The 20,810-nt window shown below is 34.1% G+C and carries 21 protein-coding genes, 2 tRNA genes and 1 riboswitch; of the genes, 15 read left to right on the forward strand and 8 right to left on the reverse strand.

The window, feature by feature from the left end; translation table 11 throughout:
• Positions 1–9: 9 nt before the first annotated feature.
• A tRNA-Lys gene (locus tag Q9R40_RS05095) sits at positions 10–82 on the reverse strand.
• A gap of 134 nt (positions 83–216) precedes the next feature.
• Positions 217–289: transfer RNA gene (locus Q9R40_RS05100), tRNA-Lys, on the reverse strand.
• A 125-nt stretch (positions 290–414) separates the two neighbouring features.
• Here Q9R40_RS05100 and yycF point away from each other — a divergent pair.
• The 7 genes from yycF (at position 415) to rlmH (ending at position 8,246) form a co-directional block, all read left to right on the forward strand.
• Entirely contained in the window at positions 415–1,122 is a 708-nt protein-coding gene (yycF, locus tag Q9R40_RS05105; protein WP_297938296.1) for a response regulator YycF, read from the forward strand.
• Between the two features lie 46 nt (positions 1,123–1,168).
• Positions 1,169–3,019: a cell wall metabolism sensor histidine kinase WalK gene (walK, locus tag Q9R40_RS05110; RefSeq protein ID WP_304676722.1), complete on the forward strand. Its 1,851-nt coding sequence runs from the start codon at positions 1,169–1,171 to the stop codon at positions 3,017–3,019.
• A complete protein-coding gene (yycH, locus tag Q9R40_RS05115; protein WP_304676724.1) occupies positions 3,009–4,337 on the forward strand; it encodes a two-component system activity regulator YycH in 1,329 nt (442 codons plus the stop codon). Before walK ends, yycH begins: the two co-directional genes overlap by 11 nt.
• Entirely contained in the window at positions 4,327–5,148 is an 822-nt protein-coding gene (locus Q9R40_RS05120; protein WP_304676725.1) for a two-component system regulatory protein YycI, read from the forward strand. The genes yycH and Q9R40_RS05120 overlap by 11 nt, the downstream gene beginning before the upstream one ends.
• A 5-nt stretch (positions 5,149–5,153) precedes the next feature.
• Positions 5,154–5,951, forward strand: coding sequence for an MBL fold metallo-hydrolase (locus Q9R40_RS05125; RefSeq protein WP_300722888.1), 798 nt, complete (start codon positions 5,154–5,156; stop codon positions 5,949–5,951).
• Positions 5,952–6,034: 83 nt separating this feature from the next.
• A complete protein-coding gene (locus tag Q9R40_RS05130; protein WP_094497626.1) occupies positions 6,035–7,255 on the forward strand; it encodes a S1C family serine protease in 1,221 nt (406 codons plus the stop codon).
• A gap of 511 nt (positions 7,256–7,766) precedes the next feature.
• Positions 7,767–8,246: a 23S rRNA (pseudouridine(1915)-N(3))-methyltransferase RlmH gene (gene rlmH, locus Q9R40_RS05135; RefSeq protein ID WP_304676728.1), complete on the forward strand. Its 480-nt coding sequence runs from the start codon at positions 7,767–7,769 to the stop codon at positions 8,244–8,246.
• Here the strand turns inward: rlmH and Q9R40_RS05140 are convergent, their stop codons facing one another.
• Genes Q9R40_RS05140 through Q9R40_RS05150 form a run of 3 tightly spaced genes read right to left on the reverse strand, consistent with a single transcriptional unit; the run spans position 8,247 to position 10,796 of the window.
• Positions 8,247–8,900, reverse strand: coding sequence for an energy-coupling factor transporter transmembrane protein EcfT (locus Q9R40_RS05140; protein ID WP_304676730.1), 654 nt, complete (start codon positions 8,898–8,900; stop codon positions 8,247–8,249). It abuts the gene before it with no gap.
• A gap of 11 nt (positions 8,901–8,911) precedes the next feature.
• Positions 8,912–10,258 (reverse strand): ATP-binding cassette domain-containing protein, encoded by a 1,347-nt coding sequence (locus Q9R40_RS05145; RefSeq protein ID WP_304676732.1) that lies wholly within the window; start codon positions 10,256–10,258, stop codon positions 8,912–8,914.
• Positions 10,233–10,796, reverse strand: a complete 564-nt coding sequence (locus Q9R40_RS05150; protein WP_304676735.1) for an ECF transporter S component — start codon at positions 10,794–10,796, stop codon at positions 10,233–10,235. Before Q9R40_RS05150 ends, Q9R40_RS05145 begins: the two co-directional genes overlap by 26 nt.
• 50 nt (positions 10,797–10,846) lie before the next feature.
• A riboswitch (TPP riboswitch) is annotated at positions 10,847–10,937 on the reverse strand.
• A gap of 95 nt (positions 10,938–11,032) precedes the next feature.
• On the opposite strand from Q9R40_RS05150, the gene Q9R40_RS05155 reads away from it, so the two are divergent.
• Positions 11,033–11,959 (forward strand): AraC family transcriptional regulator, encoded by a 927-nt coding sequence (locus Q9R40_RS05155; protein ID WP_270516429.1) that lies wholly within the window; start codon positions 11,033–11,035, stop codon positions 11,957–11,959.
• 34 nt (positions 11,960–11,993) lie between these two features.
• On the opposite strand, the gene htpX is transcribed toward Q9R40_RS05155, so the two are convergent.
• From htpX to Q9R40_RS05170, 3 genes are all read right to left on the reverse strand, one after another.
• Entirely contained in the window at positions 11,994–12,884 is an 891-nt protein-coding gene (gene htpX, locus Q9R40_RS05160; protein WP_300722877.1) for a zinc metalloprotease HtpX, read from the reverse strand.
• Positions 12,885–12,892: 8 nt separating this feature from the next.
• A complete protein-coding gene (locus tag Q9R40_RS05165; RefSeq protein WP_004896202.1) occupies positions 12,893–13,450 on the reverse strand; it encodes a LemA family protein in 558 nt (185 codons plus the stop codon).
• A 116-nt stretch (positions 13,451–13,566) separates the two neighbouring features.
• On the reverse strand, positions 13,567–14,673 hold the full coding sequence (locus tag Q9R40_RS05170; RefSeq protein WP_297938328.1) for an SLC13 family permease: 1,107 nt from the start codon (positions 14,671–14,673) through the stop codon (positions 13,567–13,569).
• 175 nt (positions 14,674–14,848) lie between these two features.
• On the opposite strand from Q9R40_RS05170, the gene Q9R40_RS05175 reads away from it, so the two are divergent.
• From Q9R40_RS05175 to Q9R40_RS05205, 7 genes are all read left to right on the forward strand, one after another.
• A complete protein-coding gene (locus tag Q9R40_RS05175; protein ID WP_297938331.1) occupies positions 14,849–15,259 on the forward strand; it encodes an iron-sulfur cluster biosynthesis family protein in 411 nt (136 codons plus the stop codon).
• A gap of 78 nt (positions 15,260–15,337) precedes the next feature.
• Positions 15,338–15,478 carry a hypothetical protein gene (locus Q9R40_RS05180; protein WP_003649666.1) on the forward strand — a complete coding sequence of 47 codons (141 nt, stop codon included), beginning with the start codon at positions 15,338–15,340 and terminating at the stop codon, positions 15,476–15,478.
• A gap of 176 nt (positions 15,479–15,654) precedes the next feature.
• Entirely contained in the window at positions 15,655–16,515 is an 861-nt protein-coding gene (locus Q9R40_RS05185; RefSeq protein WP_304676749.1) for a hypothetical protein, read from the forward strand.
• Between the two features lie 132 nt (positions 16,516–16,647).
• The gene (locus Q9R40_RS05190) at positions 16,648–17,955 is read left to right on the forward strand and encodes a glycosyltransferase family 2 protein (protein WP_300722870.1); all 1,308 of its coding nucleotides are present in this window, start codon (positions 16,648–16,650) and stop codon (positions 17,953–17,955) included.
• 9 nt (positions 17,956–17,964) lie between these two features.
• Positions 17,965–19,089, forward strand: coding sequence for a glycosyl hydrolase family 8 (locus tag Q9R40_RS05195; RefSeq protein WP_304676752.1), 1,125 nt, complete (start codon positions 17,965–17,967; stop codon positions 19,087–19,089).
• Between the two features lie 114 nt (positions 19,090–19,203).
• Positions 19,204–19,848, forward strand: a complete 645-nt coding sequence (locus tag Q9R40_RS05200) for a YfbR-like 5'-deoxynucleotidase (RefSeq protein WP_004896187.1) — start codon at positions 19,204–19,206, stop codon at positions 19,846–19,848.
• 1 nt (position 19,849) lies between these two features.
• Positions 19,850–20,779, forward strand: a complete 930-nt coding sequence (locus Q9R40_RS05205) for an HNH endonuclease (protein WP_304676754.1) — start codon at positions 19,850–19,852, stop codon at positions 20,777–20,779.
• Positions 20,780–20,810 lie beyond the last annotated feature (31 nt).

The following is a 20,810-nucleotide window of genomic DNA, read 5'->3' on the forward strand; positions in this document are numbered from 1 at the left end:
TTAAAAATATGGGTGGTCAGGGGATCGAACCCTGGACCCACGGATTAAGAGTCCGTTGCTCTGCCAGCTGAGCTAACCACCCATTGGATAACCAACAGATACTATTATGCCAAAAAAAAATAAAAATGCAAGAACTTTTTTAGAAAATTGATATAAATTAAAGTGAGGAAAATTAGAAACAAAAAAGCATCGCAAATGCGATGCCTTTCAAAAATATGGGTGGTCAGGGGATCGAACCCTGGACCCACGGATTAAGAGTCCGTTGCTCTGCCAGCTGAGCTAACCACCCATTGGATAACCAACAAATAGTATTATGCCAGTAAAGTAAATAAAGTGCAAGCTTTTTTTTGCATAAGTTTAAAAAAAGTGGGGAAAACAGTATAATAGAGTTATTAATATTGAGGAGGCATCAGTATGCCAAAGAAGATTTTAGTCGTTGACGATGAAAAACCAATTTCTGACATTATTAAATTTAATCTGACTAAGGAAGGCTTTGATGTCGACACTGCATACGACGGCGAAGAAGCTGTTAAAAAAGTTGAGGAATATGATCCCGATTTAATGATTCTTGACTTGATGTTACCAAAAAAAGACGGCTTAGAGGTTGCGCGTGAAGTGCGCCAAACTCATGATATGCCAATTATTATGGTAACGGCTAAAGACACTGAAATTGACAAGGTGTTAGGTCTTGAAATGGGAGCAGATGATTATGTTACTAAGCCTTTTTCTAACCGTGAATTAGTTGCTAGAGTAAAGGCAAACTTGCGTAGACGTGACTTGACCCAAAAAGCTACTGAAGATGATGAAGATAAGAATATTACCATTGGCAATCTTGTGATTATGCCTGAAGCTTATATGGTTGAAAAAAATGGTGAAAAAATTGAATTAACGCATCGTGAATTTGAATTACTTCATTATTTAGCACAGCACATGGGACAAGTAATGACTAGAGAGCATTTACTACAAACTGTTTGGGGCTATGACTATTTTGGGGATGTTAGAACTGTAGATGTAACTGTTCGACGCTTACGGGAAAAGGTCGAAGACAATCCAAGTTCACCAACAATTTTAGTTACCAGACGTGGAGTAGGATATTACGTTAAAAACCCATCAGATGAATAAGGATCAAAGTCACTAGTGATAGTGGCTTTTTTTGCAATTAGGACCAATGAAGAAAACAAAAAGTGTATTAAATTCTATTAATTTTAAAATCGCAATCATTTTTATGTTGTTATTACTAGCAACGATTGAAGTAGTTGGAGCTTCTTTTACTAGACAACTTGAACAAAACTCAATTCAGAATTTTGAGTCTTCAATTCAAGTCTCAAACATTATTACCAACCAAATTGCTAGCCAATTGAGTAAGGCAAATAGTAAGAGTGCCAATCAACAACTGAGCCAGATTATTTCAAATTACAATCTTGGTGATATTAGCCAATTAATGGTGGTGGATAATAAAGGTGTAATTCGAGCTGTTTCAAATGTTAATGATCAGAATCGAATTGGACAACGAACCAGTAATGCAGATATAAAAAGCGTGCTTTCAAATGGAAAACAAGTTTCTAAGGTGATTAATGATAATGGAAACTATATGGTACAAATCTCGCCGTTAACATCTGCTAATGGAACTAATACGCCTGTTGGTGCGCTTTATGTAAGAGCAAGTTTACAGGGTGTATTCAATAACTTACGGCAAGTTTCTATTTACTTCTTGATTGCCTCGTTAATTGCGGCTGTCTTAGGTGCAGTAGTTGCCTTAGTAATTTCCCGGGCTATAACTCGGCCAATTGAAGAAATGCGTAAGCAAGCTTTGCGGGTGGCAAATGGAGATTATTCGGGCCACGTCCGGGTTTACGCCCAAGATGAGCTAGGGCAATTAGCTGAAGCATTTAACACTTTGTCGGTGCGAATTGAGAGAACTCAAGAGATTTCTGATAGTGAGCGAAGACGGTTAGATAATGTTTTGACTCACATGACAGATGGGGTTATTGCGACTGATCGTCACGGAAATATTACTATCATTAATGAAACTGCCTTAGACTTTTTAGGCAAAACTGAAAAAGATGTTATTGGGAAACCAATTACTAATTTACTCGGCTTAAAAGATGTTACAATTCAAGATCTCTTAAGCACTCAGCAAGAATTGGTTGTGCGTGTAAATGATAATACAAGAGATGAAATGATTTTACATGCTAACTTTTCTTTAATTCAGCGTGTGACTGGCTTCGTTTCAGGTCTAGTTTGTGTTTTGCATGATATTACACAACAGCAAAAAAATGAGCGGGAACAACAGCAATTTGTATCTAACGTTTCACACGAACTTAGGACTCCATTAACAAGCTTACGAGCTTATGTTGAAGCCTTAAATGATGGTGCATGGAAAGATCCAAATATTGCACCGCAATTTTTACATGTTATCCAAGACGAAACTGAGCGAATGATTAGAATGATTAATGACCTGCTTAGCTTATCAAGAATGGATCGTGGTGTAGCCAAAATGGACTTAGAATGGGTTAACTTAAATGATTTTGTTAACCACGTTCTAAACCGGTTTGATATGATGCTAAAATCTGATACAGATAAAACGCATAAAAAGAAGTATTCAATCAAGCGTGAATTTCCTCATCAAGCTTTATGGGTAGAATTTGATACTGATAAGATGATGCAAGTAATCGATAATATTATGAACAATGCGATTAAGTATTCACCTGATGGAGGCGTTATAACAGTTCGCCTTCTTCAAGCCCAAAAGCATGTCATCTTAAGTATTTCTGACCAAGGATTGGGAATTCCAAGAAAAGACTTAAACAAGATTTTCGATAGATTTTACCGTGTTGATAAGGCTCGTTCTCGTAAGCAAGGCGGAACGGGACTAGGATTAGCTATTTCTAAAGAAATAGTAGAAGCACACCATGGCCGGATTTGGGCAGATAGTGCTGAAGGTTCCGGATCAACTTTCTACATTTCTTTGCCATATGAAGCAATTAGTGAGGAAGGAGAAAACTGGGATGAGGTTTAAAGATAAAGTTTCTAGAGTGGCACTGCGTGTTAGCTTAATTGCAATGGTTGTCTTATCAATTATTCTATCGGCTGTCATTTGGGGATCAGATGCCCGATTTTCTAGAATTGAAGAAACATCTAATCAAACGCAAACTAAGGATCTAGGGCAACGTTCTTTAAGAGATATCTATTTACCAACGCAAACTTTTTATTTTAAAAATAAACAGATGTATCAAGTCTATGATACAAAGAATAATTTACCTTTGGAGTTTTCTAAATTAACTCAGTCTTTAAGACCGCTGCTACCAATCCGAATCTGGTCTAGTCAAACTAAGTATGAAAAAATGTTGAGAAATCCAAACTATATTCAGCTAACATACCCAGATCAGATAACGATCTCATTATTTTTAACTAATGTAAGAAAAAATGATAGTCGGGAATTTAATCGCTTTTTTGTCTCAACGACTTCTAGTGACTACATCTATCTAGGTAATGATGAGAACCATACACTCTATCGCATTCGTTTAAACGATGTCTCATTTAAGACCCTAATTGAGCATATTAGAAACGCTCAAACTCAAATGCCAGTCACTCTTGAACAGGTGCATGATGACTATTTACCTTTCTATGAAAAAAATCTAAGCTTACCAGTTTATAGCTACTTAACTAATGAGGAATCTGATTCATATTTCGTTTATCGTTTGTTAGGATCAGATAATCCTACCCAGCATAGTAATGGCGATACGATTACATACTCTAATGGAGTATATGAGCGTTTAATTGCTGCTAAACATACTCATAACTATGAATATATTGATTATCAACAAGATCAGATTCCTAAGACAATTAGTCGTAAATTAAATGATAGTTTATATTTCGTACGAAAGATTGGTTTATCAGAACCAGATTTAAGATTCTTTGATGCGGATGATAATACAGTTATCTATCAAAACTATGTCGAAGAATATCCAATCTTTTTACCAGGGAAATATAAGATGCGGGCACAGGTAAAATTTGCATCCAATGGGATGACGATTAATTTCAATAGTTTAGACTTACAGATTCCAATTCCAACTAATGGAGAAAAGAAAAATTTAATTCCAACTACTGAGGCCATGGATGAGTTATACCAAAAAGGATATCACCGAAAAGATATTGAAAGAATTATTATTGGATACACAGCTAAATCTTCTGACAGTAAAAATAAGAAATTAGTAGATTTAGAGCCTGCTTATTATGTAAAAATTAACAAGCAGTGGAAGACCTTAGATGAATGGCTTAATACAAATAATCAGTTAGATAGTGCAGGAAAGGAGGGACTAGTAGATGGACTTTAAAAGAATTGAATGGATATTTTTAATTGTATTTATTGGTATTAATATCTTTTTGGGAATTGAGTTATGGCAAACACCAACTCTCTTATCTGCTGGTTCTACTCCAACTCAGACTGATATTAAGAGTGAGACAAGTGCTGATCAAATCACTATTCCAAAGGTTAATGATAAACAAGAAGATGGTTATTATTTGGCCGCTAAAAATAATGATTCTTGGATCAAAAAAGCTACTCAGCAGGTAAAAGGACAAGTAGCAAGTAATTCAAGTGAAAACCTTATTTCTGTTCATCTAGATAAGCCAATTACTTTATCTAAAAATAAAAAAGAAGCTCTGAGACAAGTGATACGTTTTAAGGATGACAGTCAAAATGTATATCAAGGTAAAAATTATACTTACCTTTCAGAACTATCTGAGGGGGACGATTATATTTTTGATCAGAAGACTAAATATGGAGAATTTTTTGCTGCAACAGCTCGACTTCATATTATTGTAAAAGATAATCAAATTGTCTCTTATTCACAAAGCTATGTTGATGAATTAAATCCTGTTCGTGAACGCCAAAATACAATTAGTTCAAAAGCAGCAGTAGACTCTTTATATACTTACAGTGAATTATCAAATAATTCTAAGGTTATCTTGTTGAAGCAAGTTTATACTAAATTATTAACAGTTAAAGGAAATACCATTTATATTCCAACATGGTTAGCAGCAATTGAAAATAATACTTCTAAGACAGTTACCTTGAAGCGGGTAAATGCATTTACAGGAACAATTATTCAAAATAATGTTACGACTGATGATTCTAAGGAGTGAAAAATGTGAAAGTATCAGTTTTATCAAGCGGATCAACAGGTAATTCTACTTTAATAGAAACTGAGCAACATAAAATTTTAATGGATGCAGGTTTATCTGGAAAAAAGACTAAAGACTTACTAGCTCAAGTAGGTGTTGATATTAAAGATCTTGATATGATTTTTATTAGTCATGATCATACAGATCATTCGGGTGGCTTAGGGGTCTTAATGCGGAGGTACCCACAAATTTCAGCTTATGCAAATTCAGGTACCTGGAATTATTTAATTGAAAGTAAGAAAATCGGTAACTTGCCTGTTGAACAGATCAATACTTTTGAATCTGGGGTAACAAAAACTTTTGGTGATTTAGATGTGACTAGTTTTGCTACTAGTCATGATGCAGCTGAACCCCAATATTATGTTTTTAGTAGTGGCGGTAAACGATTTGCTTGTTTAACGGATACGGGATATGTCTCAAGCGCTGTTAAAGGTGAAATTAAGGACGCAGATGGCTATTTAATGGAGTTTAATTATGATGATATGATGCTTAGAAATGGGCCATATTCTTGGTCTTTGAAGCATCGAATTATGTCGGATGTTGGACATCTTTCAAACGATCAGGCAGCTGATACGCTACTTGATGTTGTTTCTCCAAAAACTAAAAACATCTTTTTGGCTCACCGTAGTCAACATAATAATACTCAGTATTTAGCCCATGAGACTGCACATGATTTATTAGTTGCTGGGGATGCAAATCTGCCCGCAGATGTTAAAATTATTGATACCAATCCACTAGAAGCCGGATCACTTACAGAAATATGATTTTTAGCAAATAATTTGACTTGAATTCATAAAAAATTCAAAATTTGTGATTAGGCTAGAGTAAATAGAAAAGGAGAATTTTTATGGCAGAAAATAATACTAAGAACTCTAATAAGCATAATGCTCTAATTAAAACTGGTATTGTGGGAGTAGTCGCAGGATTACTCGGTGGTGGAGTAGCTTACGCAGGTTTGTCTCAAATTAACGGACAGAATGCTCCACAAACTACTGTTGCACCAACAGCTAAGGTTGAGAAGTCTAACAGTAAGAATAGCAGTCAGATGACTAATGCCTTTAATACGGTAAAGAATTCTGTTGTTTCTGTTGTAAATTTGAAGAGACAAAGTTCTTCTTCAACTAGTGATCCATTTGGTATTTTTGGGTCTGATAGTTCCAGCTCTTCAAAGAAGAATTCTAAATCAGATTTAGAAACTTACAGTGAAGGTTCTGGAGTTATTTACATGAAATCTAATGGTAAAGGCTACATTGTAACTAATAATCACGTGGTTTCTGGAAGTGATGAAATCCAAGTTATTTTAAGCGATGGTAAGAAAGTAACAGCTAAAAAAGTTGGAACTGATGCAGAAACAGACTTGGCTGTCTTAACTATTGATGGTAAATATGTTACTCAAACTGCCCAATTTGGCTCTTCTAAGAACTTAGAGCCAGGTCAACAAGTAATTGCTGTTGGTTCTCCACTTGGGAGCGAATATGCAACTAGTGTAACTCAAGGTATTATTTCTGCTAAGAATAGAACAATAGATGTAACCAATTCATCTGGCCAAGTAACTAATCAGGCAACTGTTATTCAGACTGATGCGGCTATTAACCCTGGTAATTCAGGTGGTCCATTAGTTAATATGTCTGGCCAAGTAATTGGTATTAACTCAATGAAATTGTCTTCTTCTAGTGATGGTACTGCTGTTGAAGGAATGGGCTTTGCAATTCCTAGTGATGAAGTTGTTTCAATTATTAATCAATTGGTTAAGAATGGAAAGATTACGCGTCCAAAATTAGGCGTGAGAATTGTATCAGTTGATGAATTAACAGAATACGGTCGCAAGAAACTTGGTTTGCCTGACAGTGTTAAATCCGGTGTCTATGTCGCTAGTGTGACCAAGAATGGTAGTGCAGATAAGGCTGGCATCAAGGCTCGTGATGTGATTACTAAGATTGATGGCAAAGACGTGGATAGTGTTGTTTCACTACATACAGCTCTTTACGCACATAAGATTGGCGATACAGTAACACTTCAAGTGGTTAGAGATGGAAAATCACAGGACATTAAAGTTACCTTAAGTTAATTGAATATTATTAAATAGAAGCAAAAAAGCTATGATTATACGATTTGTAAGCGGTAATCATAGCTTTTTCTTAATATTTAAAGTGTGAAACTTAATAAAGTTCGTATTTTAAGATTGTCAAGGTCTTAGAATTAGCAAATAGATTGTGGGAAAATGTGGAAAACTCTGTGGATTGTGTATAAGTCGACAACAATAAAAATAAAAAATGTGGAAAACTTGTGAATTTTGTGTAAATAAAGTTCTGATTTTTTCACGACTGAACGGCTGTTCAAGCCTAGTATGTAAGGGATGGAGTTAAAAGTTTGGAAAATTAATTCAATTTATAAAAATGTGGAATAAGTTTTTGAAAAAAGTTATCCACTTTTTTATAAACCACAAGTTGTTGAGAACTAAAAGTTTAAACCACTAAATATAGTTTTTAGTAATCCACAGCTAGGGGAAAACTCATGTGGACGCTATGTCAATTAGGGGATAAAATAAAAAGCTAGATGTGTGAAAGGGATAAATTAGCATGAATATAAAAATTGTCTGTGTAGGGAAATTAAAGGAAAAGTATTTTAAAGATGGAATTGCAGAATATGTAAAGAGAATGAGTCGTTTTGCAAAGGTAAAAATAGTTCAAGTTCCAGATGAAAAAGCCCCCGAAAAACTAAGTCCTGCTGAAATGGAACAGGTCAAAGAAATCGAGGGAAAAAGAATTTTAGATAAGATAAAAGATAAAGAATATGTTTATGTAACTGCGATTAAGGGGAAAGAGAGAACTAGTGAGGCTTTTGCTAAAGAGTTATCTGATTTAACTACTTATGGGCATTCTGATATTACTTTTGTTATTGGAGGAAGTCTAGGTACAAGTGACGCAGTAAATAAGCGAGCTGATGATTTAATCAGTTTTGGTAAATTTACAATGCCTCATCAATTAATGCGCTTGGTTTTAACTGAACAAATTTACCGTGCCTTTATGATTAATAACGGCAGTCCATACCATAAATAATTATTTGAGAAGAAATAAGATTGGTTGAAGTAGTACTATGATGCTACTAAAAATAAGCCAATCTTTTTTTGTTAAGGCAATCGGGACAATTACACTTCTTTCTCCGGCTTCACGGTAGCCGTGTGAAATCATTCCATCAGCTAAACTATTAGACCAAGAAATTGCAGCTAAAATTGCTTTAAAATATAAGGCCGGTGAGTAGAAAGATAAGTGGTAGTGTCTCATATCCCCAACTAGGCGGATTCGATTCACTTCGGCATGAATTTTGGGAATAACATTAAAGGCCGCTAGAGTTCCATAAGCAAATTTGCTGGGTAATTTAAAATTTTGTTCTAATGAACGAGCTAGAGCAAGAAAAGAAGTCGTTTCAGTGAAAGTAGCTCCTAAAAATACATAGGCGTAAATTCTCGTAAATAAGACACAAGCTTGGTATAGGCTATGGCTAGGAGTGAAGTAGTAAATTGTAATAAAAACTACGGACGCCGCAAATAAAGGAATGATAAATAATAAAAATAGCCTCTTAAGATTAATGCGTTTAAACAGAAGATAGATAAGGCACGCCCCGATAATAATGAGGTTTGCTACTAAATTAGGTACAAGTGATATTTCCAGAGAAATAATTAAGATTAAAAATAGTTTTAGTCCGGGATTCATTTTATTTACCTCTATTTAGCGTAGAAAAGCTGATGGTCTTTTAAAACAAGGTGATAATCACATAGGTTTTGAATTTGATCAAGCTGGTGGCTAATTACGATTAAGCTATGAGTTGCATCTAAGAAGTAGTTTTTTAACAAAAAAATGACGTCTGAGACGCTTTTTTGATCTAACCCACTAAATGGTTCATCTAGTAATAAAACATCGGGATAGGCCATTAACATAACGATAATTTGAATCTTTCTTTTTTGACCACCAGAGAGAGAATAAACGACTTGTTCATCCATATTTTCTAAATTGAGTTTAGCTAGAATAGACTGAAGTTTAGACTCATTTAGAGAAGGATTTTGATTGTATTTTAAGCTAAAATCTAATTCTTCTTTCACTGTAACATTTAAGAATTGATCGTCTGGATTTTGAAAAATTTGTCCTACTTTTGACAAGTAAGGCCGGCGACGCAATTTTTTAACTTCTTTATCTTTGAAGAGTAATTCTCCTTGATAAGTAATAACCTTACTTAGGGCCTTAAATAAAGAAGTTTTACCACTACCGTTTTCTCCAGTTAGGAGGGTTGCTTTTCCGGAATAGATTTTTAAATTGGTTGAGGAAAGTAACTCTTTTTCTGGAAATGATAGTGAGAAAGAATTAAAAGAATATACGGATCCTTGATTTGTATGAGGAAGAGAAAAATTAGTTGCTACTTCTTTTTGAGAAGGTAGAGTAGTAGCTTTAATTTTTTGATTTTTGATAGCAAAAACTTTGGGATCAATTTTTTCATAATTAGCAAAGTTATGCTCACTAATCAAAATCGTTTTGCCTTCTTGATGAAGTGATTGTAAGCAGTTAAGTAGAAAAGTTCGATTGTGAGAGTCGCAATTTGCAAATGGCTCATCTAGTAAGAATAAGTCACTTTGCATTGCGATTAAGATGGCTAAAGCAACACGCTGCTTTTCACCACCTGAGAGATAAAGGAAGGAGTGGTCTAATAAATGCAAAATATTCGTTTTCTTGCTAACTTCATCGATAATCTTTTGAGCAGTAATTCGATCGATTAGTTTATTTTCTAAAGCAAAAATTAATTCTTCTCTCGGAGTTGCCATTGTGAATTGACGATTAGGATCTTGAAAGACCATCCCCCAATTAGCAAATGGCTGATTTAAAGAACCAGTAGTAATTTTGCTGTTAGAAGTAGGCTCAAGGCCAGCAATTAATTTTAAAAGTGTAGATTTTCCGCAGCCACTTGGACCAGCTAATAAGACAAAATCGCCTTGGTTAATAGTAAAATCTAAATTCTTAAAAATTAATTTATCTTGGTATTGAAAGGAAAGTTGGTTAATTTTGATTTGTTTGGATGACATGAGCTTTTTCTAGAAGATTTACGATTAATTTTACTAATACGCAGGTAAATAGGAGCATGGAGATCCAGCGAACTACAAAGTAGAGAATCATATTAAAGGTTGAAAAATAGCTATAGCCGTTTTTTATGAAATCGTACAAATAAGTGACAATGGTTGTAGTTGTAGCAGATAAGAAAAGCGTAAACCAATCATATCGACGGTAGCTAGTAAAAGTAAAACCTAATTCACTACCTAGACCTTGAACGGCACCAGAAATTAAATTAACAGCTCCCCACTGTTCCCCGGCAATCAATTCAACGCAGGAGCCTAAGAATTCTCCTAAGAAAGCAGAGCCAGGGATGCGAACAAGAAAGCCTGCTAATGGTCCTGCCATACACCACATTCCCATCATAATGTCATTAGCTAACATTCCATAGCCAATCGGAGTAAGGAGAGCCGTTAGAGCATTATAGAGGCCGTCACTAGCTAAATAAATAAAACCAAAAATAATAGCAATTAAGGCAATTAAGATGATATCTCTTACATGTAATTTTTTCATTTTTTCCTCCAAAAATAAAAAGCCACCTCAAAGAGGTGACTTAAATAAAAGTCTAAAAATAGTCATTTTCCCTACGCCGATATTAATCAAACAGGTTCAATGGGTATATTCTCAGCCCGATAGGCACCCCAGATGTATTCACAGTCTAAGCTTACGCTTAATAAGACTAAAAGACAATTAAAAATAATAAAAAGGTTATAATTAAAACAGAATAAAATCAAAGGGGACTGATTGAGATGGCAACAGCGACATTAAAAAATTATTTATTAAGTTTAATGCAAAATAATCAAGCTAGTGAAGTAGAGCTTCGAACCCAGAATTTTTTGTCCTACCGTCTTTATTTAGAGGGGATGCATTATGACTTTATTGAATATCAGTCCGAAAGCAGTCAACTGCTATATTGCCTTACTGGTAAATGCGAAGTAAAGATAGGAATGCAAATCTTTTCTTTAACAAGTGGAAACATCTTATTAATTGAAAAAGATAGCGCTTATGCAATCAAGCTTAGTGACAAGAATACAGTAATTATAAAATTTAAGCTGAGTAGCGATTTTTCATGGGAAGAGCAAATCGAAAACGTAGCAATTGATACTCCCACTGAAGAGAAGTTAAGTACACTATTTTTAAAGAATTTATCTCAGGATAAAGCCTTTTTGTTCACGACTACCTCAGTAATGTGGAGTAGCCAAAGTATTAGAGAGATAGTGCAAGATGATCTTAATCAGGCAGCATTTAATAGCACAATTGGATTAGAGTTACTTAACGTAGTGATTTTGCGCAATTTACGTGAGCAGAACTTTAAATTGAGTGAAAGAAGAGAAAATAAGTTTAAGGATGAGACCTTAGATCAGTACATTGACCAGCACTATAATGACATTACTCTAGCAGAAGCGGCTGAATATTTTGGTTTTAATCGAAATTATTTCTCTACAATGGTAAAAGAAAAAACTGGTAAGAGTTTTGTGGAACATGTTGACGATCGCCGTATGAGAGAGGCTAGAAGATTACTCGCTAAGCCAAATGTATCATTAAAAGAAATAATCGAAACTATTGGTTATTCAAGTAAGTCATTTTTCTATAAAAAATTTAAGCATTATTATGGGATGACACCAGCAGAAATGAGAAAGAAATTATTTAGAGAAGCTCATATTAATTTGAAATAGGTATACAAAAAGGGATGCAATTGCATCCCTTTTATTACATATTTCTTAATCTCTTAATTCTATCCGCAGTAGGCGGGTGAGTATCAAAGAGTGAACTTAATCCACGATTATGAAGTGGATTTTCAATATAGAGCCCAGCACTTGATGGATCTGGATCTTTCATTGGCTCACTATTAGAAATCTTCTCTAAAGCTGAAATTAGGCCTTGTGGATTCCTAGTAAGTTCTACTGAGCCTGCATCAGCTAGATATTCTCGATTACGAGACAGAGCCATTTGGGCAAGTCCTGCAGCAAGTGGTCCTAAAATTAGGGTAAAAACAATTGCTACTACCTTAAAAATTGCTTCTAAAGGACTTGAGTCTCGGTCATCTCGGTCTGAATTGCCGCCCCACCACCAAATGCGAGAGGCAAAGTTAGAAATAAAAGAAATTACTGCGGCTAGTGCAACTCCAATAGTTGAAACTAAGATATCATAATTTCTAATATGAGAAATTTCGTGGCCTAGAACGCCTTCTAACTCGCTTCTATTTAATCGTTCTCGTAAGCCAGTTGTAACGGCAACATAGCTATGCTTAGGATCTCGTCCAGTCGCAAAAGCATTCGGGCTTGGATCATCGATAATAAAGACTCTTGGCATCGGAACCTGTCCAGCCAGAGCCATATCTTCAACAATGTGCCAAAGTTCTGGATCATCTTCTTCATGAATCTCTCGTCCGTGATTCATACTCATCACTAGATTTCCAGGATTTTGAAGAACAATAAAAAGATAAATTAAACTACCAATAAGAGCAATTGCGATTCCGGAAAACGGTTCGCCATTAATTAAGTATCCTAACCCACCACCAACAAGAGCTAGAATAATAACGAATATAACAAGCAAAAATGCTGTTTTACGCTTATTGCGTGCTATTTGTTGATAGAGCATTAATTAACCTAAAATTTGACTTGAGGAACGGCCTTTTCTTCAGTTGGTGTTTGAAGATAGTCCATTTTCTTAAAGCCATGCATCTTAGCTACTAAGTTAGATGGGAAAGTTAGTAACTTCTCATTAAACATAGCAACTGTTGAGTTATAAAGTTGACGTGAGTAGGCAATCTTATTTTCAGTATTAGTAAGTTCTTCTTGGAGTGCTAAGAAGTTTTGATTTGCTTTTAAGTCAGGATAATTTTCAGCTAAAGCAAAAATACTCTTCAACGAATCAGTAATTTGATTAGAAAGTTTATTAGCTTCTTCATGATCAGAAGCTGGAAGATTTACTAATTGATTTCTTAATGAAACTACTTTTTCTAAGGTGCCGCTTTCGTGTTTAGCATATCCCTTAACTGTTTCAACTAAGTTAGGGATTAAGTCATTGCGACGCTTCAATTGAACATCAATTTGACTCCAAGCTTCATCGGCATGCACCTTAGCCTTTTGTAAGCCATTATAGATGCCAATATAAATAGCTACCAATAAAATTAAAATAATGATAATAATCCAGGTTAAACTCATAAACTGAATCCTTTCTATATATCATAAATATCAAGGTAAAAATGTTAGGAATATTGTACCAAATAACAGAAAATTAGAACATAAAAAAAGCACAGTTTTGTGCTTTTTTACGATATCTAAATAACAAAGTCTAAGACTATCCAGCCAAGGATTGTTAAAATAATTAAACCGGCAAATTCGAGAACTGAAAATACCCAGAAGAATTTGCGTTTTGATACTGTTCCGTTTTCAACAAAGCTTTTGAAAACAAGCATGTTAGCCATTGATCCGACAAGTGAACCAAATCCTCCAATATTTGAACCTAAGAATAAGGCTTCAGCATAATTAGTAAATTTACCAATTAGGATAGTTGAAGGAACATTAGAAATAAATTGGCTTGAAATAATTGAAGTTAGGAAGACAGAATGTTCAGAGAACATGGTCTTTGAAATAAGTGTAACGATAAATGGTATTTGCTGGATATCACTAATAAAAATAAAAAAGCATGTAAAAGTTAAGAGTAAAGCATAATCCACATGTAACATAATTGAAGGATTAATAATAAGAGCCAAAATTACGGCAACAATTGCTGGAACATATGCTGGAACAATATTAAAAACACCAAAGAAGAAGAAAATTGAAACAGCAATAGTCAAAACCATCGGTCTGACACTAATCCGAATATCTTCTAGAGGTACTGTAGGAATCGGTTTATCTTTAACAAAAAAGATGAATAATAAAACGATAATTAAACTGATCAGCAATAATGGAAGTGACCAGCTAAAAAATTTAAGTGGTGAAACGTTATAGCGATTAACTACAAAAATATTGTGAGGATTACCCCATGGAGTAAAAGCGGCCCCAATATTTGCTCCCATTCCGATTAAAGTGACAGGTAGTATTTCAGGTAAACTGTGTCGTTTAGCAATTGTCAAATACAATGGTATAAGAGTTAAAACGGTTATATCATTAGTTAAGAACATTGCAGATACAATTGATAAGATTGTAAAAATCGCAGTTAATCTTCTTGTACTTCTAGCACTAGCTGTAAGCTTATAAGCTAATACATCCAAAACGTGTAAGTAAGAAAAAATTTGGATGATAGTCAGCATCGCTAAAATTGAGTATAGTGTGTGGAAGTTAATATCTTCAATCCGTGGTCGGGCGAAGAATAAGCTTATGATCGTTATGACAACCGTAATTTGTAAAATACGGTCTTTAGCAATATTTTTGATGACGGTCATTAATGTCCCCTCTTAAAATTAAATCAACACTACTATTTTGAACTCTTTAGCGTAAGTTCGCAACGCTTTTTTCAGATTATACTTTCCTATTAATAGCAAGTTGAGCATTTTATTAGGAAATGAAGAAAGAAAGCTGCTATATTTAAGTTAGTAAATAACATAGGAGGAATAGACTATGCTTGATGCAAAAAATATTGAACTAAAAATAAAAGATGGTGCTAAAGAAGCTTTAGAAAAGAAGATTAAACCAGGCCAAGTTGTCTTATTAGCCTTAAATGATGGCTCAAATGGCTACTCTAAATTGGGCGGAACTTGTACAATTGGCGCTAATTTTCAGCTTGTTTTATTAGATCATAAGGATCCTGACTTTTCTATTAAAGTTAAAAATAATATGGATTTAGACATGTATACATCTGATAAAGAATTAGCATTTTTGGATGATGGATTAGTTCTTAACGCACGTAATGCTGTCTTATCTCTATCTTCAAATGAAGGGATTATTGATGGCGGAGTTACAATTTCTGAATTTAAAGGAGAAAAATTGTCTGCAGATGAGATGAAAAAATTAGGTGGAAAAATCTGCTAGGTATTGAAGTGACGTGCTTCTTCGTGGTATGATAATAAAAGATTTTCGAAAATTTTATTTGAGAGGAAGTATAGATCTATGCGTAAAGGTGAAAACTACAACACAGGTGTTACACCAAACTTAAGACCTAAGAACAAGAAGAATTCTAAGGCTCGTGTTAAGAGAGCTGCTGAAGTAGTTGCTTTCTTAAACAAAGCTGCTAAAGACGAAAACAAGTAATTAAATTTACTGTTCAATAAAGGGAGAGACGCTGTTTAGCGTCTCTCCTTTTTTTGTATCAAAAGTTATATAAATATAAATTAATATAATAACATTTTGTTGTGTTTGAAATTATATTACTATATAAATTGCCTTATAGAGGACAAAGTAATAAAGCATAGGATATAAATTTTAAAATGAATAACATTTCGATAAAAGGACTAGAATTAAAAGCAATTTTCGCCCTTATTTTGCCGTCTCTTTTTTTAGGAGTAGCAGATAATTTTTTAGATAATATTTTTTGGGGAGTTGCGATGCTTCTAGTATTAGGTGCACTTGTTGGCCTAATTCTGCCAAATATTGTTAGTACGTGGCTTATTTTAATTTTAACGGCATTGGGAATTAGTGGCTTAACCCTTGGCTATGTGAGATTAGATATTTATGCCAAGGTAATATTATTACTTTCGTTTCCAATAGAAGCCTATCTAGCGAGTCAGTTGCGAGAATGTATTTTTAGGTGGAGTATCTATAAGAAAAATGAGGCTAGTGTTTATCGCTATATTACCCACTACGATCAAAATGTAAAACTGCAAACGACCTATAACGCACAGAAGCTATACCAGAAGATAAGCAGAATTTTAAGAGAGAAAAATTATTTACCTTTGTGGGATGACTTTACCATCATCAAATGGGAGCATGATCAACAGTTTGCTCAGTTCAATTTAGAAGAACACAGTCAGATTTTGAAACAGATAGCTAAAGTGCTTAAAAAGAGCAGATTAGTTGATGAGAATTTATATTACCTGGGAAATGGTGAATTTTTAATTATTTCTAATACAATTGCACCTGGAACTTTGATGGTTTTGAATGATGAATTAAAAGCAGAACTTCGAGCTTTAAAATATGAAGACTATCACCCAGCATTTAAAATGGCTACTCAGCATATTGTTGAAGAAGATTTGAGATTATACCCAGATCTTGATGCAATTCTTAAACATTTAAAACGAAAGCTTGAAACAGATTTAGTTGTTGAATATTTAAAGGGAGTCGAATCATGATAGACGTTTTCTTTATGTTGGCGATTTTAGTTACATTAATATTTTTAATTGCATTTTTTGCTATGATTCGTAGTCTTTGGACTATTTATCATCAAACGGAATATACAGTCCTTCATTTAGGAAAGCATCATCATGTTAAATGATTTTTTAGTATTTTCAACCTTAGTATCTATTTGGTTTTCTCTTTTAGCATCATTAATAACTATTTATGGCGCAATTCGTTTTTGGATTAGATATAGTAAAAAAATTGTTTCTATTACTCCGTTAAAACGCTACCCTACAATTACGATTGTAGTACCGGCGCATAATGAAGAGCTTGTAATTGCTAAAACGACGAAAGGAATCCTTGATTTAAACTATCCTGTTTCAAAAATAGAAATACTTTTATATGCGGATAACTGCCAAGATAAGACAGCTTCTGAGATGCGCAAGGCAGCCGGTAGGCCTGAATATAAGTATCGAAATGTACAGATTATTGAAAGACAGGGTTCTGGAGGAAAAGCCGGGGTTTTGAATGATGCCCTAGAAATAGCGCAGGGAGAATATATCTGTGTTTATGATGCAGATGCATTACCAGAACAGAATGCCCTATATTTCTTAGTTAAAAAAGTTTTAGAGAAACCAAGTCGCTACATGGCTACTTTTGGAAGAAATAAAACACGCAATGCAAAACAAAACTTTTTAACTAGATGTATCAATCAAGAAGTAATTGTTTCTCAGCGTATTCAACACGTTGGAGTCTGGAATTTATTTAAAATTGGACGAATTCCAGGAACAAATTTCATTATTAATACCGAGTATGTAAGAAGTATTGGTGGCTGGCAACAGGGGGCGTTAACTGAAGATACAGAAATTTCTTTTCGGATTATGGAAGATGGTTATTTGATTGCTTTAGCTTATAATTCAGAAGCATTTGAACAGGAGCCTGAGCACTTACATGATTATTATTATCAACGATTGCGTTGGGCAAAAGGAAACTATCAAGTTGTAATAAATAATTTTAAGCATTTATTTGATAGGAGTAATTGGCGGGTTAAATTAGAAACGTTTTATTTAACCTGTATTTTCTTTTGGTTTAATTTAGCGGTTGTCCTCTCCGATATTATCTTCTTCGTAGATTTAGGATGTGTAGTAGCAAGATTCTTCAATCCTAAGATACCAATTATTTTCGCAATGGATTCCAACCTCTTACTGATGCAACTTTTATTAATTAATTGGTTACTGATGATTCTTTTATATGTAGCTCAAATTAATCTGGCTTTAGCTACACAGTATGGACAAGCCACTAGTGATCAAATTTGGTTAGCATTAGGATCGTACTTTACCTATTCACAATTGTTTATTGCTATTTCTATCCAAGCAGTTTGTTCAGTTATCGGAGATAAAATTTTTAAGCGCGATGGGAATAAATGGGTAAAAACAAAAAGATTTGCAGATTAGAGATAGGGCATGAGAGTTAAAAATTTAATCTTGATTTTAGGTGTGATAGTAGCTTATTTAGGAATTATTGGATATGTAAGGATGAGCAATGATCGCACGATAGAAAAAAGATATTATCAAGTTTGGCGAGAAGACTATATAAAAAATCAAAGTGAAAGTGAGCAATATGTCAACGCAGCGGGGAAAAATAAGACACCTTTCGTTTTGTCTGAAGCACAAGGATATGGAATGTTATTAGCTGTGAAGGCTGGACAAAAGCACTTAGGAAGCCAAACTGATTTTCAAAAATTTGATAATTATTATTTAAAGCATCGATTGTCTAATTCAAACTTAATGAGCTGGAGACAAGAAAATAAGAGGGGAAGTTTACATGATAATCCAGTGAGTGCAAGTGACGGTGACATGATGATTGCACAAGCGTTGCTTGAAGCCGATAAAGTTTGGCCAGGACATGGATATAAAGCTCAAGCACTTAAACTAATTAGTGATATCAAAAAGTTAGAAAGCAATCGTTTGGCTAAAATAATTATTGTAGGAAATTGGGCAAGTAAGAAATCCCATTTTTATAATGTAATGAGGACGTCTGATGTAATGCCACAAGCATTTGAAGAATTTTATCAAGCGACTGGAGATCGGAGTTGGTTAAAAATAAAATCACAAATGCTGACTTATTTACAAGAACTTAGTAGCCAACATAAAACAGGACTGATTCCAGATTTTGCCTGGATTTCCAAGCAGAAACAGGCATCTCCTGTTAAGCTTAATGATGTAGCAACCAAAGATGATGGTAATTATAGCGCTAATGCCTGCCGAATTCCGATGCTTTTAGCAGAAAGTAGTGATAAAGAAGCAAATGATATCGTAAAGAAAATGCTGAGTTTCTTTAAACAAAAAGAAGAAATATCAAGTGGGTTTACCTTGACAGGGAAACCACTATATCAGTATGAATCTGCGAGTTTTAGTGCACTGATCTTTGTAGCTGCAAGTAAGTATCAAAATGAAGGATATGATACTTTGGTAGAACGTGAAAAATATATTTTTTCAAAACCACTTCCTGCTAATAATTACTATGATGCAACGTTAATTGTTTTGGCTGCTTTAAATACAAATGAGTTGACGGGATTAGAGAAATAGAGAAAGATTAAAGTGTTAAATCTTTCTCTATTTTTTATTTGCAAGAGTAGAGGAGTTTTGCTATGATAGTAAAAATTTTAGACATTTTTATATTTCTGAAAGGGGTAAGTTTTTATGGGATTAAATGCGTATATTCAAGGTTTTAATAGTTTAGAGTCGATTGACCGTGCACCAGGATATTTTAAATATCAACACCATTCTGTAGCTGATCATAGTTTTAGAACAGCCGAACTTGCTCAAATGATGGGAGATATCGAGGAAGTTATCGGTAAGCAAAAGGTAAATTGGAAAGCTCTTTATGAAAAGAGTCTTAACCATGATTACACTGAGCGTTTTATTGGTGATATCAAGACGCCAGTTAAGTATGCAACTCCGCAATTACGTAAAATGATTGGGGATGTTGAAGAAACCATGACTGCTAAATTTATTAAAGATGAAATTCCAAAAGAATTTCAAAAAATTTATACAAAGCGCCTATCTGAAGGAAAAGATGATACTTTAGAAGGTAAGATTCTATCTATTTGTGATAAGTTAGATTTACTTTATGAAGCTTATGGTGAAATTGAATTAGGAAATCCAAATCCTGTGTTCATGCAGATGTTTAAAGAAAGTCTTGAAACTATTAAGAAATTTGATGATTTAACTTGTGTTCAATACTTTATCAAGAAAATTTTGCCAGATTTATTTAAAGGCGATTTTGCTGGTAAAGATAAAATGCAAAGAATTGCATTTAGTATTTTGTTAATGGGGGAAGAATAGGTTGAAATTACAGTGTGCATCCTGTGGTTTACGACTTGATAGTCTTCATTTTAAGCAAAAAGGGTTGATGAATCCTAAGTTAACAAGTATTTGTGATATTTGTTTAACAAGAAATTTGGATGCAAAGAACTATGAAAATCCGGTAATTGAAAGTATTTCCCAGGTAATGCTTTATGGATTTCTAGGAAAGAAGAATAATGGTCAGATTAAGCCGGATTCTTTAAATCAATATCTTGTAAACAATAGTAATAGACGCCAGTATGAGTCGTTTATTCAAGATTATGATGGCAATGAAGTTGCCCTGCAACAAATTTCACGTCGTGAGTTTAATTTAGCAATTATTAAGAGTGAAGATAAGGAAATAGACTACGTTCCTGAGAATAATGTTGATTTTGCAGTAAATATGAAGAATATGGAAATTGAAGTTGATTTTTCTTTAAATGAAGTTGACTTTGTGGATCGGGAACGAATTCGGCATAAGTATAGTTATCGCTGCCAGTATTGTGGCCGACGTGGAACGAGTGTGGATCACAAAGATCCCGTTTCTTTATCGCATGATAATTCTTTGGATAATTTGATTTTATCGTGTAGTGAATGCAATAAGATTAAATCAAACATGCCATATCAATTATTTGTTAAACTGAACGATCAATTAACTATCGTAAATAAAAAGTTAGTTAAGTATGAGGATGCTTTGGCTAATTTGAAAAAAGAGTTTCAAGCTGCTAAAAGAGACTTGGCTGGCAAGGTTCATTTAAAGGGGATTGTAAATGATCCAGAATTAAATGCAATCCGGAAGCAAAACAAAAAATTGCAGGACGCGATTGATAGTTTGCAAAGTGACTATGATGCCTTGCGTAATGAACGTAAAACATACTTTGATATTGGTTGGAAATTAGAAAAGGAACGAGAAAATAGCGAAATTATTTAACTGTGATAAATACAAAAGACTAGTATTCGAT

Source organism: uncultured Lactobacillus sp. (assembly GCF_948948975.1).
Classification (GTDB): domain Bacteria; phylum Bacillota; class Bacilli; order Lactobacillales; family Lactobacillaceae; genus Lactobacillus.

Bases quoted from the DNA above. Each gene is read 5' to 3' on its own strand.
- yycF (WP_297938296.1), top strand. From the start codon at position 415: ATGCCAAAGAAGATTTTAGTCGTTGACGATGAAAAACCAATTTCTGAC.
- walK (WP_304676722.1), top strand. From the start codon at position 1,169: ATGAAGAAAACAAAAAGTGTATTAAATTCTATTAATTTTAAAATCGCA.
- yycH (WP_304676724.1), top strand. From the start codon at position 3,009: ATGAGGTTTAAAGATAAAGTTTCTAGAGTGGCACTGCGTGTTAGCTTA.
- Q9R40_RS05120 (WP_304676725.1), top strand. From the start codon at position 4,327: ATGGACTTTAAAAGAATTGAATGGATATTTTTAATTGTATTTATTGGT.
- Q9R40_RS05130 (WP_094497626.1), top strand. From the start codon at position 6,035: ATGGCAGAAAATAATACTAAGAACTCTAATAAGCATAATGCTCTAATT.
- rlmH (WP_304676728.1), top strand. From the start codon at position 7,767: ATGAATATAAAAATTGTCTGTGTAGGGAAATTAAAGGAAAAGTATTTT.
- Q9R40_RS05140 (WP_304676730.1), bottom strand. From the start codon at position 8,900: ATGAATCCCGGACTAAAACTATTTTTAATCTTAATTATTTCTCTGGAA.
- Q9R40_RS05145 (WP_304676732.1), bottom strand. From the start codon at position 10,258: ATGTCATCCAAACAAATCAAAATTAACCAACTTTCCTTTCAATACCAA.
- Q9R40_RS05150 (WP_304676735.1), bottom strand. From the start codon at position 10,796: ATGAAAAAATTACATGTAAGAGATATCATCTTAATTGCCTTAATTGCT.
- Q9R40_RS05155 (WP_270516429.1), top strand. From the start codon at position 11,033: ATGGCAACAGCGACATTAAAAAATTATTTATTAAGTTTAATGCAAAAT.
- htpX (WP_300722877.1), bottom strand. From the start codon at position 12,884: ATGCTCTATCAACAAATAGCACGCAATAAGCGTAAAACAGCATTTTTG.
- Q9R40_RS05165 (WP_004896202.1), bottom strand. From the start codon at position 13,450: ATGAGTTTAACCTGGATTATTATCATTATTTTAATTTTATTGGTAGCT.
- Q9R40_RS05170 (WP_297938328.1), bottom strand. From the start codon at position 14,673: ATGACCGTCATCAAAAATATTGCTAAAGACCGTATTTTACAAATTACG.
- Q9R40_RS05175 (WP_297938331.1), top strand. From the start codon at position 14,849: ATGCTTGATGCAAAAAATATTGAACTAAAAATAAAAGATGGTGCTAAA.
- Q9R40_RS05180 (WP_003649666.1), top strand. From the start codon at position 15,338: ATGCGTAAAGGTGAAAACTACAACACAGGTGTTACACCAAACTTAAGA.
- Q9R40_RS05185 (WP_304676749.1), top strand. From the start codon at position 15,655: ATGAATAACATTTCGATAAAAGGACTAGAATTAAAAGCAATTTTCGCC.
- Q9R40_RS05190 (WP_300722870.1), top strand. From the start codon at position 16,648: ATGTTAAATGATTTTTTAGTATTTTCAACCTTAGTATCTATTTGGTTT.
- Q9R40_RS05195 (WP_304676752.1), top strand. From the start codon at position 17,965: ATGAGAGTTAAAAATTTAATCTTGATTTTAGGTGTGATAGTAGCTTAT.
- Q9R40_RS05200 (WP_004896187.1), top strand. From the start codon at position 19,204: ATGGGATTAAATGCGTATATTCAAGGTTTTAATAGTTTAGAGTCGATT.